This window comes from Amycolatopsis sp. NPDC005003 (assembly GCF_053600695.1).
On sequence record NZ_JBSGAI010000005.1, the window covers coordinates 100,949 to 118,087 of the forward strand.

Annotated in this window: 9 protein-coding genes; 2 read left to right on the forward strand and 7 right to left on the reverse strand. The window is 71.9% G+C overall.

The genetic code is table 11. The features are described 5' to 3' along the window. Window positions 1-147: 147 nt before the first annotated feature. Window positions 148-4,200, forward strand: coding sequence for a family 43 glycosylhydrolase (locus tag ACWED2_RS07855; RefSeq protein ID WP_449689677.1), 4,053 nt, complete (start codon window positions 148-150; stop codon window positions 4,198-4,200). Between the two features lie 123 nt (window positions 4,201-4,323). Next, window positions 4,324-5,067: a protein kinase domain-containing protein gene (locus ACWED2_RS07860; protein ID WP_449689678.1), complete on the forward strand. Its 744-nt coding sequence runs from the start codon at window positions 4,324-4,326 to the stop codon at window positions 5,065-5,067. Here the strand turns inward: ACWED2_RS07860 and ACWED2_RS07865 are convergent. The 7 genes from ACWED2_RS07865 to ACWED2_RS07895 all read right to left on the reverse strand — a co-directional run bounded on the left by ACWED2_RS07865 (window position 5,052) and on the right by ACWED2_RS07895 (window position 16,974). Beyond that, window positions 5,052-6,380 carry a jacalin-like lectin gene (locus ACWED2_RS07865; protein ID WP_449689679.1) on the reverse strand — a complete coding sequence of 443 codons (1,329 nt, stop codon included), beginning with the start codon at window positions 6,378-6,380 and terminating at the stop codon, window positions 5,052-5,054. The two genes, ACWED2_RS07860 and ACWED2_RS07865, sit on opposite strands and share 16 nt — an antisense overlap. Then, complete coding sequence (locus ACWED2_RS07870) at window positions 6,377-8,227, reverse strand: phosphatase PAP2 family protein (RefSeq protein WP_449689680.1); 1,851 nt, start codon at window positions 8,225-8,227, stop codon at window positions 6,377-6,379. The genes ACWED2_RS07865 and ACWED2_RS07870 overlap by 4 nt, the downstream gene beginning before the upstream one ends. 147 nt (window positions 8,228-8,374) lie before the next feature. Further along, a complete protein-coding gene (locus tag ACWED2_RS07875; RefSeq protein ID WP_449689681.1) occupies window positions 8,375-12,538 on the reverse strand; it encodes a glycoside hydrolase family 38 N-terminal domain-containing protein in 4,164 nt (1,387 codons plus the stop codon). Window positions 12,539-12,546: 8 nt separating this feature from the next. After that, window positions 12,547-13,860 (reverse strand): ABC transporter substrate-binding protein, encoded by a 1,314-nt coding sequence (locus tag ACWED2_RS07880; RefSeq protein WP_449689682.1) that lies wholly within the window; start codon window positions 13,858-13,860, stop codon window positions 12,547-12,549. 27 nt (window positions 13,861-13,887) lie between these two features. Next, a complete protein-coding gene (locus ACWED2_RS07885) occupies window positions 13,888-14,730 on the reverse strand; it encodes a carbohydrate ABC transporter permease (RefSeq protein ID WP_449689683.1) in 843 nt (280 codons plus the stop codon). Window positions 14,731-14,740: 10 nt separating this feature from the next. Next, window positions 14,741-15,697 carry a carbohydrate ABC transporter permease gene (locus tag ACWED2_RS07890; protein ID WP_449689684.1) on the reverse strand — a complete coding sequence of 319 codons (957 nt, stop codon included), beginning with the start codon at window positions 15,695-15,697 and terminating at the stop codon, window positions 14,741-14,743. Window positions 15,698-15,864: 167 nt separating this feature from the next. Further along, window positions 15,865-16,974, reverse strand: a complete 1,110-nt coding sequence (locus ACWED2_RS07895; protein ID WP_449689685.1) for an ROK family protein — start codon at window positions 16,972-16,974, stop codon at window positions 15,865-15,867. Window positions 16,975-17,139: the final 165 nt, after the last annotated feature.

The window sequence follows — 17,139 nt, forward strand, 5'->3', positions numbered from 1 at the left end:
CACCAGGCAAAACAGGCGATTGACCAGGCCCGGATCGGGAGCTATGTTAGCGCTCACTTCGCGCTCGGCGCCCGCTCCCGGGTCCCGGCTCCAGCCGCGTCGTCCCCTTCCCGCGCCATCGGCGCCCACCCTTCCTGGAGAGCCGGTATGCCCGTTCGACTCTCGGCGACGACGACGTCGCCGAAGTCCGCCCGGCGGCCCCGGCCGCTGACCGCGGTCCTCGCCACCCTTGCCGTCGCGGCGGCGGCCACGACCGTCCTGGCCACCTCCGGCCACGCGGCCACCCTCGACGACGGGCTGGTCGTGCGCTACGACCTCACCGGCGGTTCGGGGACCACCGTGCCCGATGCGTCGGGGCACGGCCGCACCGCCACCGTCAGCGGCGACACGACGTGGCAGGGCGACGAGGGCCTGCGGCTGGGCGGCACGAACGGGCACGTCCGGCTGCCGGACAACCTCATGCGGGATCTCACGGACATCACGGTTTCGGTACAGGTGAACGTCGCGGCCGACCAGGGCACGCCGTACTTCCTGTGGGGCCTCGGCAACACCGACGGCGGCGGCACCGGGAACGGCTACCTGTTCACCACCGGCGACTCCTTCCGCGCCTCGATCGCCTCCGGCAACTGGTCCACCGAACAGACCGCGAACGCGGGCCGCAACCTGTCCCGCGGCAGCTGGCGCACGGTCACCTACACCCTCGGCGGCGGCACCGCGATCCTCTACGAGGACGGCGTGGAAGCGGCCCGCCGGACCGGCGTCACGATCACGCCCGGCTCGATCGGCGGTGGCACGACGACGGCCGACTACCTGGGCCGGTCGGTCTACACCGGCGACAAGTACCTCAAGGGGAACGTCCGCGACTTCCGCGTCTACGACCGCGCGGTGACCGCCGACGAAGCCCGCGCCCTCGGCGAGCGCACCGCCGCCGGACGCGCGACGGCCGATGCCGCGGCGCTCGACCTCGGCGACACCTCCGCCGTCACCGGCGACCTCACCCTGCCGAAGACCGGCGCCGGCGGCTCGGCGATCGCCTGGACGTCGAGCAACCCGGCCGTGGTGTCCGCGACCGGCGTGGTGACGCGGCCCGCGCCCGGCGCCGGCAACGCGAAGGTGACCTTGACGGCGGCCGTCTCCTACGCCGGCCAGAGCGCGAGCCGCTCCTTCACCGTCACGGTGCTGCAGGACATCACCGACCGGCAGAAGGTCGACAACGCGCTCAAGGGCATCGTCATCCCGGACCAGGACGCGATCCGCGGCAACATCACGCTGCCGGTCAAGGGCGCCGGCGACGTCACGCTGACCTGGTGCAGCCAGGACCCCCGCGTCGTCACCGCCACCGGCGAGGTGACCCGGCCCGCGGCCGGAGCGCGGCCGGCCAAGGCACGGCTCACGGTCCGCGCGACGAAGGGCCACGCGACGGCGGAACGTTCCTTCACCCTCACCGTCCTGCCGCTGCCGAAGAAGGAAGCGCTCGAGGGCTACATGTTCGCCTACTTCACCGGTGAGGCGACGCAGGACACCGAGCAGATCCACTTCGCGGCCAGCCGCGGCAACGACCCGCTGCACTGGGACGAGCTCAACGGCGGCCGGCCCGTGCTGCGCTCGAACTACGGCGAGACCGGCGTTCGCGACCCGTTCATCGTCCGCAGCCCGGAGGGCGACCGGTTCTACATCGTCGCCACCGACCTGCAGATCAACGACGGCCGCGGCTGGGACCAGGCGCAGCGGCACGGCAGCCAGTACCTGGAGATCTGGGAGTCGACCGACCTGGTCACCTGGTCGAACCAGCGGCACGTCCGGGTCTCCGACGACACGGCCGGCATGACCTGGGCACCGGAGGCGACCTATGACCCGGCGATCGGTGCTTACGTCGTCTACTGGGCCACCAGCCCCTACTCCCCCACCGACGTCGACCACACCGGCTCGACCTACCCGCGGATGATGTACGCGACCACCCGCGACTTCCGGACGTTCAGCAAGCCTCAGGTGTGGAACGACCCGGGGGCCGGCGTCATCGACTCCACCGTCATCAAGGACGGCGACTACTACTACCGGCTGACCACCGACGGCAAGGTCATCGGCTCCTGCGAGCGCGACATCGTGCTCGAGCGGTCGAAGAACCTGCGCGCGGTGGACCTGCCCACGACGAAGCCGCGCAACTGGGAGCTCGTCTCCGACTGCATCCGCACCAAGCTCGGCACCGACTGGGTCGAGGGCCCGACGGTCTTCAAGGCCAACGACAGCAACAAGTTCTACGCTTTCATGGACGAGACGCCGCGCCGCGGGTACGTCCCCTTCGTCACCGACTCCCTCGCCAAGCCGAACTGGACGATCCCGGCCGAGTACCAGCTGCCGAAGAGCCCGCGTCACGGCACAGTGCTGCCGGTGACCAAGGCCGAACTCGCCCGGCTGCGGCAGGGGCCGCCGCCGGTGACCGCGGACGGCAAGGGCGTCGTCGCCGACTACGACCTCACGGCGGCGGCCTCGGGCGACACGGTCGCCGACGTCTCCGGGAACCGGCGGGACGCCACCGTGCACGGCGGTGTCACGCGCTCGCCGGACGGCCTCGCCTTCGCGGGCAAGGACGGTTACGTCGCACTGCCGAACAACCTGATGAGCGGCCTGAGCGGGATCACGGTGTCGGCGCAGGTGTGGGTCGACCCCGGCCAGCAGACGCCGTACTTCCTGTGGAACCTGGGCAACAGCACCGACAACGCCGGTGACGGCTACCTGTTCGCGACCGGGGACACCTACCGGGCGGCGATCGCGTCCGGCAACTGGTCGACCGAGCAGAACGCCGACAGCAAGAAGGCGCTGACCCGCGGCGCCTGGCACACGCTGACGTACACGTTGTCGAACGGAACGGCGCGGCTGTACGACAACGGCGTCGAAGTGGCCCATGTGGACGGTGTCACGGCGAAGCCCGGCGACCTCGGCGCGGGCATCACGACGTCGAACTACCTCGGGCGGTCGGCCTACGGTGCGGACAAGTACTTCCAGGGCAAGATGCGCCGGTTCACCGTGTGGAACCGCGGCCTGACGGCCAAGGAGGTGCTCGGCACGCCGGGCAACGAGACGGCCGTCGGCTCGGTGACCCTCGACTCCCTGAAGGTGCCGGCGATCGTCGACAGCGCGAAGGGCACCATCGTCCTGCCGGTGAAGCCGGGCACGGACGTGCGGCGGCTGGCGCCGGTGCTGCAGGTGGCCGACGGCACGCAGGTGTTCCCGCACAACGGTTCCCGGCAGGACTTCACCGGCCCGGTGGGCTACTCGGTCGTCGGGCCCGGCCGGCAGCGGCGGACGTGGACGGTCAGCGCGGTGGTGATGAACAGCCCGGTGCTGCCCGGCTTCAACGCGGACCCGAACATCGTCCGCTTCGGCGACACGTACTACATCTACGCCACGACCGACGGCTTCCCCGGCTGGTCCGGCACGACGTTCGACGCCTGGTCGAGCAAGGACCTCGTCACCTGGACGCGGCACCCGAAGATCCTCGACCTCGGCCCGGACGTCTCGTGGGCGGACAGCCGGGCGTGGGCGCCGACGATCACGGAGAAGAACGGCAAGTACTACTTCTACTTCTGCGCGGACGCCAAGATCGGCGTCGCGGTGTCTTCGTCGCCGGCCGGGCCGTTCACCGACGCGCTGGGCAAGCCGCTGATCGCGGCGAACCCGGCGGGCGGCCAGGCGATCGACCCGGCGGTGTTCACCGACGACGACGGGCAGACCTACCTCTACTGGGGCAACGGCAACGCCTACGTCGTGCCGCTGAACGCGGACCTGGTGTCCTACGACCCGGCGAAGATCACCCGCTTGACCGGCCTCGACGGCTTCCGCGAGGGGCTGTTCATGACCAAGCGCGCCGGGACGTACCACCTGACGTGGTCCATCGACGACACGGGCAGCGAGAACTACCGCGTCGGCTACGCGACGGCGACGAGCCCGCTGGGCGCCGGGCTGGTGAACCGGGGCGTGATCCTGGAGAAGGACCCGTCGCTCGGGATCCTCGGGCCGGGGCACCACAGCATCGTCCAGGTGCCGGGCAAGGACGAGTGGTACATCGCCTACCACCGGTTCGCCGTCCCGGGCGGCGACGGCACCCACCGGGAGGTGACCATCGACCGGCTCCGGTTCGCCCCGGACGGGACGATCGCCAAGGTCGTGCCCACCCTCGGGAGCGTCCCCCCGCTCAAGTAGGCCCCGCCGCAAGCGCCCCCAGGCCACCTGGGGGCGCTTGCGGGGGCGGTCCACCCGGGCGGGGGAAATCGTGTCGATCAAGCGAACCGGATTCGCTTTCCGGCCGTATCCCCCAGTAGGACGGTGGACGACGGAGGGACGGGCGACGTGGCGCGCGAAGGGACACTGATCGGTGACCGGTACCGGCTGCTCGGCCCCGCGGGGTCGGGGACGCTGGTCTGGCACGCCCAGGACGAGCGGCTCGACCGGATCGTCGCCGTCAAGCCGCTGTTCGACGAGCCGCCCGCGGTGCCCGCCATCCCCGCGCCGCGGGCGGCCATCTGTGACGTCGTCGACCAGGACAGCACCACCTACCTGGTGCTCGAATACCCCGGGGCGCGGACGCTGACCGAGCTGCTCGGCGAGCACGGCTCGCTCGCGCCCGGGCTCGTCGCGCGATTCGGGGCCCAGCTGGCCGCCGCGCTGGCCGCGGCGCACGACGACGGCGTCCTGCACGCCGCGGTCGATCCGGATCACGTCGTCATCTCCGCCGAGGGGCACGCCGCCATCGCGAGCGGCGGGCGGGCGCTGCGCGCCTTCCTCGCCCCCGAGGTGCTCGACGGCGGCTTCCCCGACTTCCCGGCCGAGGTGTACTCCCTCGGCGCCACCCTCTACGCCGCCGTCGGCAGTGAAGTGGGCAGTGAAGCGGGTACCGGGCAGCGCCACCCGCTCACCGAGGCCGTGCTGCGGCTGCTCCACCCCGATCCCAACGCCCGGCCCACCATGGCCGTGGCCGAAGAGCTGCTGAACAGCGTGACGCCCCGCCGTCCGGGACCACCGGACCGCGGGGCGCCTCGGGGGATCGCCGGCGATTACCGCTGCGTGTAGACGAAGCCCACCTTGTCGACCTCGTTGCCCGTGCGGCCGTGGAAGCCGGCGATCTGCCAGCCGTCCGGGGCCGTGCGGGTCACGCAGTCACCGGTCGTCGAGCCGCCGGCGAGGACGCGGCCGAGGTTGGTGGTGAACCGGGCCGAGAAGATCCGGGTCGTGTTGTTGTACTTGCCCTGGCACAAAGCCGCCGTCGTGACGTACTCGCCGGTGCCGAGGGTGAGCGACGCCGCCGTCCCGCCCGTGCCGCCGTGGGTCAGGGTGGTGCCGTTCTCCAGGGTCACCCCGACCTGGTCGACGCGGTTGCCGCTGCGCAGCGACAGCGTGCGCACCCGGGCGCCCGCCGGCACCGCGGGGACATCGGTGAAGTAGTCGCCGTGCGGGCCGCCGTACTGCTCCGACAGCTGCAGCGCCGGATTGCGGGTCCAGCTGAACCGCACGGTGATCGGGTCGTGGTCGGACAGCATGTTGCCGTCGGTGTAGAGGAACTTCGAGTGCTCGTTGTTGTAGAAGGTCGCGTCGAGGTTCACCAGCTTGCTGCCGCGGTAGAGCACCTTGTCGACGACCTCGCAGTCGTTGGTGGGCGCCTGCTTGTCGCACACGAGGTCGGGGCTGCCCGGGGCCGGCGCGACGCCGCCGCGCACGAGCTTGACCCACGCGTCGGTGAGGCCGTTGTCCGCCCCGAACTGGGCGATCGTGTCGGCCGCGCGGGTGTAGCGCGTGTTGGTGTCGCCCATCACGACCACCGCGTTGCCCGCCGAGTGCGACCGGATGAAGGCGGTCAGCTGCGCCAGGTTCGACGCGCGCGAGGCCTCGTCGCCGTCGTTCGTGCCGGCGTTGGTGTGCGCGTTGTAGAAGTCGACGTACACGCCTTCGGCCAGCCGCACCCGCATGAAGGTGAAGCCCTTCGGGGTCAGGCAGTCGCCGGAGTCGAGCTGGCAGGACGTCCAGCGGACGCGCTCGAAGTCGTCGGCGTCGTACGGCAGCGAGGACAGCGTGTTCAGCCCGCTGCCGATCCCCGCGCCGCCGCTGGTGGGCGTGCGGTACGGGTGGGTGTCGGCCGCGTAGAGCTTGGCGTGGTAGTTGAAGTCCTCCTCGACGTGCACGACGTCGTAGGGGCCGAGCCGCTGCCCGATCGCGGTCGTCGCGGGGTCACGCGGTGTCGGCGCGCTGGAGATGCTTTCCGGCAGGCCGGCGACGTTGTAGGCCAGCACCGAAAAGCTGCCGCCGTCGGTGGCCGCGTGCGCGGCCGCCGGACTGACCACAGTGGACACGGTGACGGCGAGTGCCAACGCGGCGATGCGTCTTCTCACGAGAACTCCCGCAGGATTCGGACGGACAAACCGGTGGGGGTGTAACGGGGAACCACCCGGAAGCCCGGGCGGTCGACTCGGATGGCGGCGAACCGGCCGCGCAGCCGCCGCGCGCACAGCACGTCGACCTCGTGCCACGGGCAGGAGCCGTCGATCCGCAGCTCCAGGACGCTGCCGCGCTCGAGGGTGGCCTCGCCGCGCACGACCAGCGCCGGCCCGGCGGCCACGGACAGCGTGCCGCCGGTCTGGTGGTAGCCGCCCGCCCGGAGCCCGGACGCGCGCAGGGTGCCGCCGGCGAGTTCGACGTCGCCGGTGCCCAGCGCGCCCGGCGTCGCGGCGACCAGGGTGCCCGCCTCGACGCGGGTGCCGCCGCGGTAGCTGTTGGCCCCGGCGAGCGTCAGCGTCCCGGTGCCCGCCTTGACGAGCCCGCCGTCGCCGCCGATGTCGTTGCGCCAGCTGTCGTTCGCGCCGAACCCGCCGCGGGCGGCGTCCATCGTGACGCGGACGCTCGTGTCGAACGCGCCGTAGCCGTCGGCCGCGGCGAAGAGGTTCAGCCGTCCCCAGAGCTCGGGGCCGTCGAGCAGCGGGTTCCCGGCCGGGAACGCCGTCGTGCGCAGGACTTCCCGCCGCTGGGCCGCGTCGAGGTAGGGCAGGCGGGTTTCGAGGAGCACCTCGGCCCCCTTCGGCACCTGCATCGGCGTGCGCGCCCCGCTGCTCGGCAGGCCGTAGGTCGCCCGGCGCGCGACCATCGCGGCGTTGGCCCGGCGGTCGCCGTATTCGTCGGCGCCGGTGTGGGCGCGGGCGAACAGCGTGTCGGCGGTCGCGCCGGTCTTGGCGGTGAAGTACTTCAGGGCCTGTTCACGCGCCGCCGCCTTGAGCGTGGCGTTCTCCGGGTCGGCGAGCGTCGCCGCGGTGAGCGCGGTGGCCAGCGTCCGGCCGCCGAGCACGTCGACCGGCGAGTGCATCCCGGCGACGATCCGGGTGTCGGACAGGTCGTAGGCCCGGGCCACCAGCTCCTGGAACCGCTCCGGGATCGCGTAGGCCAGCGCGAGGCAGGCCAGGTGGAACGCGTTGGTGTGGCCGCTGGGGAAGCCGCCGTCTTCGGCCGGGGTCGTGCTGCGCTGCCGCAGCAGCTGCGGTGCGACGAGCACTTCGGAGTCGTAGACCGGGTAGCCGAGGGCGTCGGTCGCGCCGGTGGGAACGACCTTGCTGTCCGCGGTCAGCCGCCACGGCCGCGGGTACTGGTAGGCGTTCTTGCTCGGGTTGCCGGACGCGAAGGTGCCGCGGACGGTGTCCACGAGCGTGGCCACCAGGCCGAGCTCCGAGTCGTGCGCACCGGCGCCGAGCGCCGAGCCCGCCGGGGCGTTCGCCGGGACGGTGTCGTCGACCTTCGCCGGCGGCGTGCCGTCGGGGGCGGAGGTGATGCTCGTGACGGCCTTGGCGCCGCTGCGGTAGAGGTCGGCGAGGGGGCCGAGGCCGCCGATGGCCGCGTAGGACTGGTGCTGGCGGTCGTAGACGAACGCCCGCTTGGCTTCGGCGTCGGTCCGGGCGCGGGTGACGGCGACGCAGTGGCGGACGTTCGCGCGCAGCACGGCCGCGTCGAGCACGACCCCACCGTCCCAAGTGGACCCGGTGCGCCAGACCCGCTGCATCCCGCTCAGGATCCGCACCGCCGCGTTGGTCTCCGCGGTGTGGTTGGCCGGGACGTTCGTGCGGTAGGTGTCGACGAAGGCCGCCGTTTCCGCCGCCCAGGCGGGCACGCCCAGCACGGTGGGCACGGCGGCGACGGCGGGGACGAGGGCGGACCAGCGCAGGAAGGTCCGCCGGTCCAAGGGCGCGAGGCTCAAGGGGTTCTCCTGGGAAGGCGCGGGAAATCGCGCGGGGAATCGCTGCGGGAATGATCAGCTCCGGACCGATCCGGGTCAAGGAGCGTCCGGAGTAATTCGCCGGGCAGTAACCTGAACTTTTGCGGCAGTACCGCGAATTCGACGAATTCACTCGATCCGGACTTCGACGGCGGGGCTGTAGGCGAGCCGCCCGTGGGCGGCCACGCGGACCAGCACCCACCAGTGCGCGCCCGGCCGGGCGCGGTGACCGGCCCGGACGGTGATCGGCGCGATCGCTTTTGCACCGGCGGCGAGCCGGAAGGGCTGAGCCCGCGGGCCGATCGTCACCTCGGGTCCCCAGGTGCCGAACGGGCTGATCGCGGCGACCCCGCCCCGGATTTCACTTTGGGCCAGGTTCGTCACCGACACCGGCAGTTCGGCGAGCCCGCCCGGGTTCAGGACGATCGGGCCGGACAGGAGTTCGACGTCGACCAGATCGGCCCGCGGCGGCGGCGCGCCCACCAGGATTTCCGCCGTGTCTTCGAGGATTTGCCCATGGTCGCCGGAAATTCGCGCGGCGAGCAGGTACCGGCCGGGCGTTTCCGGACCGCGCACCTCGACCGTGGTTTTCGCGTGTCCCCCGGGTGCCAGGTCGTACGCGAGGTCCGGCACGTCCCCGGCCTGCCACCCCGGCGGCAGCTCCAGTTCGACGTGCCCGCGAGCCGGGCGGCCGCTGCAGCTCACCATGACGTCCAACAAGGCTCGTCCGCCGTCGAGCCTCGCCCGGGTCGGCGTCAGGTGCACGCTCACCGGCAGGTTGCCGACCGGCGCCGGGCCTTCGTTGTGCAGCCAGTACCGGGTGTGGACCGGCTGCACGGGTTCCGCGGCGGTTTCCCGGCCACCGCCCGACCGGGTGGCGGGTTCCAGCCGCAGGGTCGCCACGTCCGCGGCCCCCAGTTCGACCCGCGCGCGCCCGTCGCCGACGTCGACCGGTTCGCCCTTCTCCTCGAGGAGATCGGTGCGCCAGGCCGACCGGATCCCGCCGTGCAGCGCGACGGACGCCGTGGCCGGGGAGCCGGTCGATTCGTACACCCGCAGGGTGATCGCGTCCGCGGGCGGGACCACCGCCCCCGAGGCGAGCGGGTTGCCCGCGGGTTTCGCCGCCGTCAGCACGACTTCGGCCGGTTCGACCGAGATCAGGCTCAGCGTGGGCGGCAGCGCGCCCGCGGTGGCGGGCACCGGACGGGCCCGCAGCGGGTGCGCGGCTTCCTGCGCGCCACGCGGGAACCCGGCGGCCCGCCAGTCCCCTTCCCCGGCGACGATCGCGAAGCCGAACGTGTGGGTCCAGTGCTGCCAGGCGAAACTCGAGCCGTCGGGCGCGGTCCGGCGGTCGCCGTCGATCCAGACGCCGCTGGGCCAGCCGCTGCACGAGCGCATCAGCGACAGGTGCAGCGTGCCGTCCGGGTCGACGACGAACCCGGGCGTGCCGTGGTTGACGACCGCGACGGAGTAGCTGTCGGCGGGTTCGGCGGTGCCGTCGAGCCCGCCGGGGACCCGCACGTCGAGGGTCGCCTCCGCGCGCAGCTCGGCGATGGCGGCCTTGACGTCGTCGACGATCACCACCGGCAGGTCACGGAGGCCGCGCAGATCGGCGTCGGGCACCCAGGCCTCACGGCGGGTCCGGGTCGCCGGGACGAACACGCGGCCGTGGCGGGCGAGGGCGTCCCGGTAACCGGGCCCGGCGGAGGCGAGGACTTCGGCGGCGTACGGATTGTCCGCGCCGACGACGATCCGGACGTCGGGCAGGTTCGAATCGGCGTCCAGGGCGCCGTAACGCGGGCCGCCCGGGCGGGTGCAGGTCGCCGTGACGCCCTTCGCGGCCAGCGCCGCCACCAGCGCCCGGACCTCCAGCCCGGGAGCGAGGGGCTCGACGACTTCGGCGACGCCGATGGCGTGCGCGGTCCGGGTGCCGTCGTCGCGGACGAGCGCGACGCGGGCGGTGGCCGACAGCCCGGCCCAGGTGTGGGCCGGCGTGTCGAGGGTCCACAGGTGTTCGGCCGCGTCGACGTCCGGGAAGCCGAACGACCGGCCGATCGCGCCGAAGCCGACCTCGGCCACCGGGAGGGCGCCCGGGACGGCGAAGTCGAAGCAGGCGCGCAGGAGCCGGTCCCGGCCCAGCGAGCCGTCGACGTCGGTGCGAACGTCCACCCGGGACACCCCACGCCACAGCGTCGTGCGCTGGGTGATCCGCAGCTCGTCCAGGGTGGTGGTGGCGACGAGCCGCTCCCCCACCGGGCTGGTCTCGACGACCACCTCCGCCGCGCCCGGGCCGTGGCCGGGCCCCTTCGGCAGCAGGTGCCACGGGCCTTCGCCCCACACCGGGTGCTCGGCGTGCTCGTCCTGCACGACCAGCCCGGCGGCGAGCCCGCCGTCGCGCAGCAGGTCCCGGCCGCTGCGCCGGTCCCGGACGCGCTTGAGCGCGCCCCCGCGCGCCGGGTCGGCTTCGACGGCGAAGACGTCGTTCTCGATCGACGGCGGCCCCGGTTTCGCGGTCCACCCGGGTGGGACGTCGGCCGCGTCGACGACCCGGTAGACCCGGTACCCGAGCGCGGGCACCGCCGTCGCGAGGAAGGTCAGCGTGATCTCTTCGAGGGAGCCGTCGGGGCGGCGCACGACCGCGTCGGCGACGGCGGGGACCGGGCGGCCGTCCGGATCGACGACCCGCGCGCCCGTGGTCCCCGGGCTCACGGTCACCGACGTGATCGCGTCCCGGGTCCAGGACAGCGTGTTGAGCACGAAGACGGCCACGCCGTCGCCGCTCGTGTCGGCGTGGCCGGCCAGCTCGGCGATCGCGCCGTCGAGGACCTCGCCGCCGCGGTCGGCCGCTTCGCGCCAGCCGGTGAGCAGGTCGAGGTAGACCTGGTCGGACTCGGTGCCGGTGATGGCGTCGTGGTGGGCGCCGTACACCAGCTGCCGCCAGGCCTTGTCGAGGGCTGCGTGCGGGTACCGCGCCCCGAGCAGGGTGGCGAGGGTGGCCGCCCGCTCGCCGTCGAGCACCGCGACCTCCGCCGCGCGCTGGGCCTGCTTGGTGTCGATGTAGGAGACGTCCTTGCCGGTGTAGACGGGGTTCATGTCCCGGGTCTGCACGCTGATCGCCGTGCCGCGCGCCGCCGCGTCCGCGCGGACCGCGGCGAAGAAGTCCCGCGGCAGGCCGACCACGAACCGCGGCCACACGTACCGGGCGTTCCAGGTGCGGTGGATCTCCGTGCAGAACCGCGACGGGATGTTGTGGTCGTGCCCGACCGGCAGCAGCACGTTGCGCGTGGCGGCGACCTGCCGCAGCGTGCTGAACTGCCGGTAGGCCTCTTCCATCGCCTCTTCGAGGGTGTCCTGGCGCTCGACGCCCCACCCGGCGACGTAGTGGTCGGCCATGTAGGCGGTCAGCAGGCCCCGCCCGCTCGGGGAGATCCACTCGAACTCCGACGGGAACTGCATCCGGCCGATGTCGCCGGTGTGCCGCTTCGCCCCGACGTGGTGCCACGGCCCGCGCGCCCAGGCACTCGACTCGAGGCCCGCGTCGGCCATCAGCCCGGGGTAGGCCGGGTCGTGGCCGAAGACGTCGAGCATCCACGCCGAGCGCGGGTCGCCGCCGACGACGTCCCGCTGGTAGCCGACGCCGTAGACGGCGTTGCGGATCGTCGACTCCGGGTGGGTCAGGTTCGTGTTGGCCTCGTTGTAGTTGCCGCCGACCAGCTCGATCCGGCCGTCGCGGAGGAACCGGCGCAGGTCGTGGCGGTCGCCGGGGAAGGCGTCCCAGTGCGGCTTGAGGTAGTCGACCTCGGCGAGGACGAACCGGTAGTCCTCGTCGTCGCGGGCGGCCTCCAGGTGCGCGCGGACGAGGTCGAACGCCGACCGCTGGAAGGTCATCCGCTTTTCCTGCGCCAGCGGCAGGTCGAGCCAGGTGTCGGTGAAGCCGGCCTGGGTGTTCCACCACACCGGGTCGTAGTGGAAGTGCGAGACCATCCACATCGTCCAGCCGGTCTCCGCGACGACGAGGTCCGCCTCCGCCGAGACGCGCTGCCCGGCCGACTCCGCGACCACGGTGACCCGGTGCTCGGAACCTTCGGGGGCTTGGAAGACCACGCCGACCTCGACGGTCACCCCGTCCGGGTGAACGTCGGCGAGGACGGGCTCCGGTGTGGACACCCGCTTGCCCTCGACGCGGACGCGCACCGGCGCCCGCGGCCCGCTCAGCGTCACCCGGACGACTTGGCGGGCCGCGGCGGCGGAGCCGACGAACAGATCGGTGCCCCGCACGGCGTCGATGCGCACGCTTCTCCCTACTTGGCGTTGGCGAGGGCGTTCTTGGCGTCGCTGAAGAACTGGGTCACGCCGTCCGCGATCGACACCTTGCCGAACGCGATCTGCTTGGCCGCCGAGTCGAGCGCGGTCTTGACGTCGCCGTAGCCCGGCGGCGCGGTCGGCGCGGTGGGCAGGCCGTCCTTGGCGACCTGCGCGGCCACGTACTCGCCGAACTCCATGTCCGCCTTCTCCGGGGCGCTGGCCGTCGGCGCGAGAAGGTTCTTCGCCTTGTCCGACGGGGGCAGCCCGCGCTGCAGCTTCATCGTCTTGATCGCGTCGTCGTCGTTGAGGAAGAAGTTGATCAGCTTGGCCGCGCCTTCCGGGTTCTTGCTCTTCACCGGGATGCACAGCAGCACACCGCCGGACAGCGCCTGGCCGGTCTTGCCGTTGGCCCGCGGCACGACGACCAGCTTGAGCTCGTGCTGGGTCAGCGGCTGCATCTGGGCCAGGCCCCACCCGGTGGTCATCGCGATCTGCCCGGTGATCAGCGGATGGGTGCCCGTCGCCGCGTCGGTGTTGCTCAGCAGCGTCGGCGGGCAGACCGCGCCCGACTTGCGCAGGCCGTCCCAGAAGGTGAACCACTCGGTCAGGTCCTCGGGGCCGAAGCCGAGGGTCTGGTCCGGGGTGTAGAGGTCCTTGCCGCGCTGGCGCAGCCACGGCTGCAGCGCACCCGAGTCGTCCTTCGACGCGTCCAGTGCGCCGTACTTGTCCGGGCCCCAGGCCTTGGAGATCTCTCCGGCGAGGGTGCCGAAGTCCTGCCACGTCCAGTCGTCGGTCGGCGGCGTGATCTTGAGCTGGTCGAAGACCGTCTTGTCGTAGAGCACCGGGGCGTTTCCGGAGCCGGAGGGGACGCCGTAGGTCTTGCCCTTCACCGCGCCCGCCGTGCGCAGCGGCGCGTAGAGGGTGTCCAGCCCGATCGTGCCGGGGATGTAGGTACCCAGGTCGGTGAGCGTGTTCCGGCCGGCGTAGGTGCTGATGAGCGCGGTGTCCATCTGGAAGATGTCGGGCGGGTTGCCGCCGGCGAACTCGGTGTTCAGCTTGTCGAAGTACCCGTCGTAGCCGGAGTACTGGGTGGTGACGGCGATCCCGGTCTTGTCGGTGAAGAGCTTCACCGCCTTCTGGTAGGCGTCGTTGCGGGCGTTGCCGCCCCACCAGCGGAAGGTCAGGGCGTTGTTCCCGCCACCGGTTCCGCTGCTGCTGGGCGGCGCGAAACCGCAGCCGGCGAGCGCGGCCGAGGCCACCCCCGCCCCGGCGATCCCGAGGAACCCCCTCCTGGACAGGTGCTGTGCCATCGCGGTCTCACTTTCTGCTGTTGGGGTTCAGCCTTTGATGCCGGTGTTGGCGACGCCGTCGACCAGGCGCTTCTGGCAGATCAGGAACACCGCGACCGTCGGGACGAGGGTGACCACCGACATCGCGAGCATGCCGCCGTAGCTGGACCCGCTCGCCCGGTCGATGAAGGAGTTGAGGCCCAGCGGGACCGTGTACCGGGACTTGTCGGAGAGGTAGACGAGCTGGCGGAGGAAGTCGTTGAACGTCCAGATGAAGGTCAGGACCCCGGTGGTGAGCAGGGCCGGGCGCAGGAGCGGGAGGATCACCGAGAAGAAGATCCGGCCGTGCCCGGCGCCGTCGATGGCCGCCGCTTCGTCCAGCTCGCGGGGAATGCCCCGGATGAACTGCACCATGAGAAAGATGAAGAACGCGTCGCAGGCGAGCAGCTGCGGCACCACCAGCGGCAGGAACGTGTTGATCCAGTTCAGCTTGTAGAAGATCGTGTACTGCGGGATCATCGTGGCTTGGAACGGCAGCATCAGCGTGCCGAGCATCAGCCCGAACCAGATCTTGCGGAAGGCGAAGTCGAGCCGGGCGAACGCGTAGGCGGCGAGCGAGCAGGACGCGATGTTGCCGAACACCACGCAGAGCGTGATGGTCGCCGAGTTCGCGAGGTAGACGGTGAAGGACGTCCCCGTCGCCGTCCAGCCGCTCAGGTAGCTGTCGAAGGTGAAGTGCCACGGGATCGGGTCGAGCGAGCTGAAGATCTGGTTCTCGGGCTTGAACGAAGCCCCGACCAGCCACACCAGCGGGTAGATCATCACGACGACCGCGGCGAGCAGCACCGTGTGCGCGCGCCAGTGGGTCTTCGCCTTGACGTTGACGGCCATTTCGGTCCTTTCAGTCCGCGTAGGTGACCCAGCGCCGTGAAGACGCGAAGTAGAGCGCGGTGAAGAGGCCGATCACCACGAACAGGACCCACGCCATCGCCGAGGCGTAGCCCATCTGCAGGCTCGAGAAGCCCTTGCGGTAGAGGTAAAGCGTGTACAGCATGGTCGAGTCGATCGGCCCGCCCAGCCCGCCGCTGACCACGTAGGCCGGGGTGAACGCCTGGAACGCGTTGATCGTCTCCAAGACCAGGTTGAAGAAGATCACCGGGGACAGCATCGGCACGGTGATCCGGAAGAACATCCGGATCCGGCCGGCACCGTCCAGCTCCGCGGCCTCGTACAGTTCCTTCGGGATCTGCTTGAGCCCGGCGAGGAAGATCAGCATCGGGGTGCCGAACTGCCAGGCCGACAGCAGGACCAGGGTCCACAGCGCGAACCGCGGGTCGCCGATCCAGTCGGCGCCGCGGATGCCGAAGATCCCGAGCACCTGGTTCAGCAGGCCCTGCTGCGAAAAGATCTGGCGCCACATCACCGACACCGCGACGCTCGTGCCGAGCAGCGACTGCAGGTAGAAGACCGAGCGGTAGAACCCCAGCGCGCGCAGACCCCGGTTGAGCACCGCGGCGACGACGAGCGCGGCCGCGAGCTTGAGCGGCACCGAGGCGACGACGTAGGTGAGCGTGACCTTGACCGAGTGCAGGAACTTCTCGTCCTGCCACATCGCCAGGTAGTTGTCGAAGCCCACCCATTGCGGCGAGCTCAGCAGGTCGAACTTCGTCAGCGACAGGTACAGCGAATAGCCCATCGGCAGCAGCACGAACCCGAAGATCCCGAAGAACCACGGCGTCAGGAAGGCGTAGGCGGCCCGGTTGTCCTTGTGCCGTTTCCGGCGGCGGCGGACGGGCACGGGTTTCGCCGGCGGCGCGCTCCCGGCTTCGATCGGGTGCGTTGCTGCTTCGGCTGACATCGGCTGCTCCCGGGACTCCAGCGTGGACCGGCAGCCTTGCCGAAAACGAGGCGGCTGCCGTGGCATTTCTTCCGACGCACGCGGTTCCAGTGGTTCCGTCCCAGGGAGCTGGAAGCGCTTTCTCGGCACTCTAGGCAGGCGCTCCACCGCTGTCAACGGCCGAGTGGTCACCCTTCGGCCAGCACCGCGCGGATGCCCCGTTCCCGGGCCAGGTGCGCGGCCCCGAGCACGGTCGCGCGGGCGCCCAGCTCGCTCACCACGACGTCGGCCGGCCAGCTCAGCCGCTCGACGGTGGCGACGACGCCGGGCCGGAGCAGCTTGTTGCGCCCCACCCCGCCGCCCAGCACGACCAGGCCGGGGTCGACGACCGCGCAGATCGACGCGGCGAGGTTCCCGACGGCTTCGGCGTGCTCCGCGACGATCCCGAGCGCGACGGCGTCTCCCTTCTCCGCCAGTGCGAACAGCGCGGCGGCCGTCCGCGGCGCCGGGTCCGGACGGCCCGCCCAGCGCCCGCGGGCGCGCCGCAGCAGCGCCCGTGAACCGAGCCGCGCTTCCAGGGCGTCGCGGACCGGCGGCCGGTCGTCCGCCCAGGGGTAGGCCAGCCGCGCGACCTCCCCCGCCGCGCCGCTCGCCCCGCGCACCAGCCGGCGCCCGAGCACCACCCCCGCCCCGATCGCCACGCCGACCTGCAGGAACACGAAGCTGTCGTGGTCACGGCCCGCCCCTTCGGCGAGTTCGGCGATGGCCGCGCAGTTGACGTTGTTCTCGGTGTGCACGGGCGCGCCGGCGGGCAGCCCGAGCGAGGCCACCGCGTCCCGCACCCGGGCCATGGTCGCCGGCTCGCCGCGGCCGGGCGGGGAGACCACATCGGACACCGCGACCACCACGGCCCGAAGCGGACCGCGGCCGTTCCCGCGGCGCAGCACGGCTTCCACCATGGCTTCCGCGGAGGCGGGCCGGGCGGTCCGGTCTTCGTCCAGCAGTTCCCCGTCGAGCCGGGTCGCCCGCAGCGTCACCTGCGTCGAGCCGCGGTCGACCGCCAGCACGTACCCGGCCCGGGGGCCCAGCCGGTAGATCGCCGCGGTCCGCCCGGTGGTCCCCGACGAACTGCCGCTGCGCTCGGCGAGCCCCGCGGCTTCCAGCTCGGCCATCACCAGCGAGACCGTCGGCTTCGACAGCCCGCAGGCCACCGCGAGCTGCGGCCGGGTGGCCTGCCCGGCGGCCGCCAGCGCGGCGAAGACCTCGCCGGCGCGGTCACCGATGCCCGATTTCGCCATCTGCACCTGCTTTCGCCGCAGTGAAACTGTCGAATGACCGTGCCCGCTCCCCCGCACGTTGACAACGCGGGAGTTCGTTTGTTTACTACTTAACCAAGTGCGGGTCCCAGCCGCATCAATTTCCTGGAAGCGCTTTCCCGACCACGTCGACCGGTCCGGTCCCCG

Bases quoted from the DNA above. Each gene is read 5' to 3' on its own strand.
- ACWED2_RS07885 (WP_449689683.1), bottom strand. From the start codon at position 14,730: ATGGCCGTCAACGTCAAGGCGAAGACCCACTGGCGCGCGCACACGGTG.
- ACWED2_RS07855 (WP_449689677.1), top strand. From the start codon at position 148: ATGCCCGTTCGACTCTCGGCGACGACGACGTCGCCGAAGTCCGCCCGG.
- ACWED2_RS07895 (WP_449689685.1), bottom strand. From the start codon at position 16,974: ATGGCGAAATCGGGCATCGGTGACCGCGCCGGCGAGGTCTTCGCCGCG.
- ACWED2_RS07890 (WP_449689684.1), bottom strand. From the start codon at position 15,697: ATGTCAGCCGAAGCAGCAACGCACCCGATCGAAGCCGGGAGCGCGCCG.
- ACWED2_RS07880 (WP_449689682.1), bottom strand. From the start codon at position 13,860: ATGGCACAGCACCTGTCCAGGAGGGGGTTCCTCGGGATCGCCGGGGCG.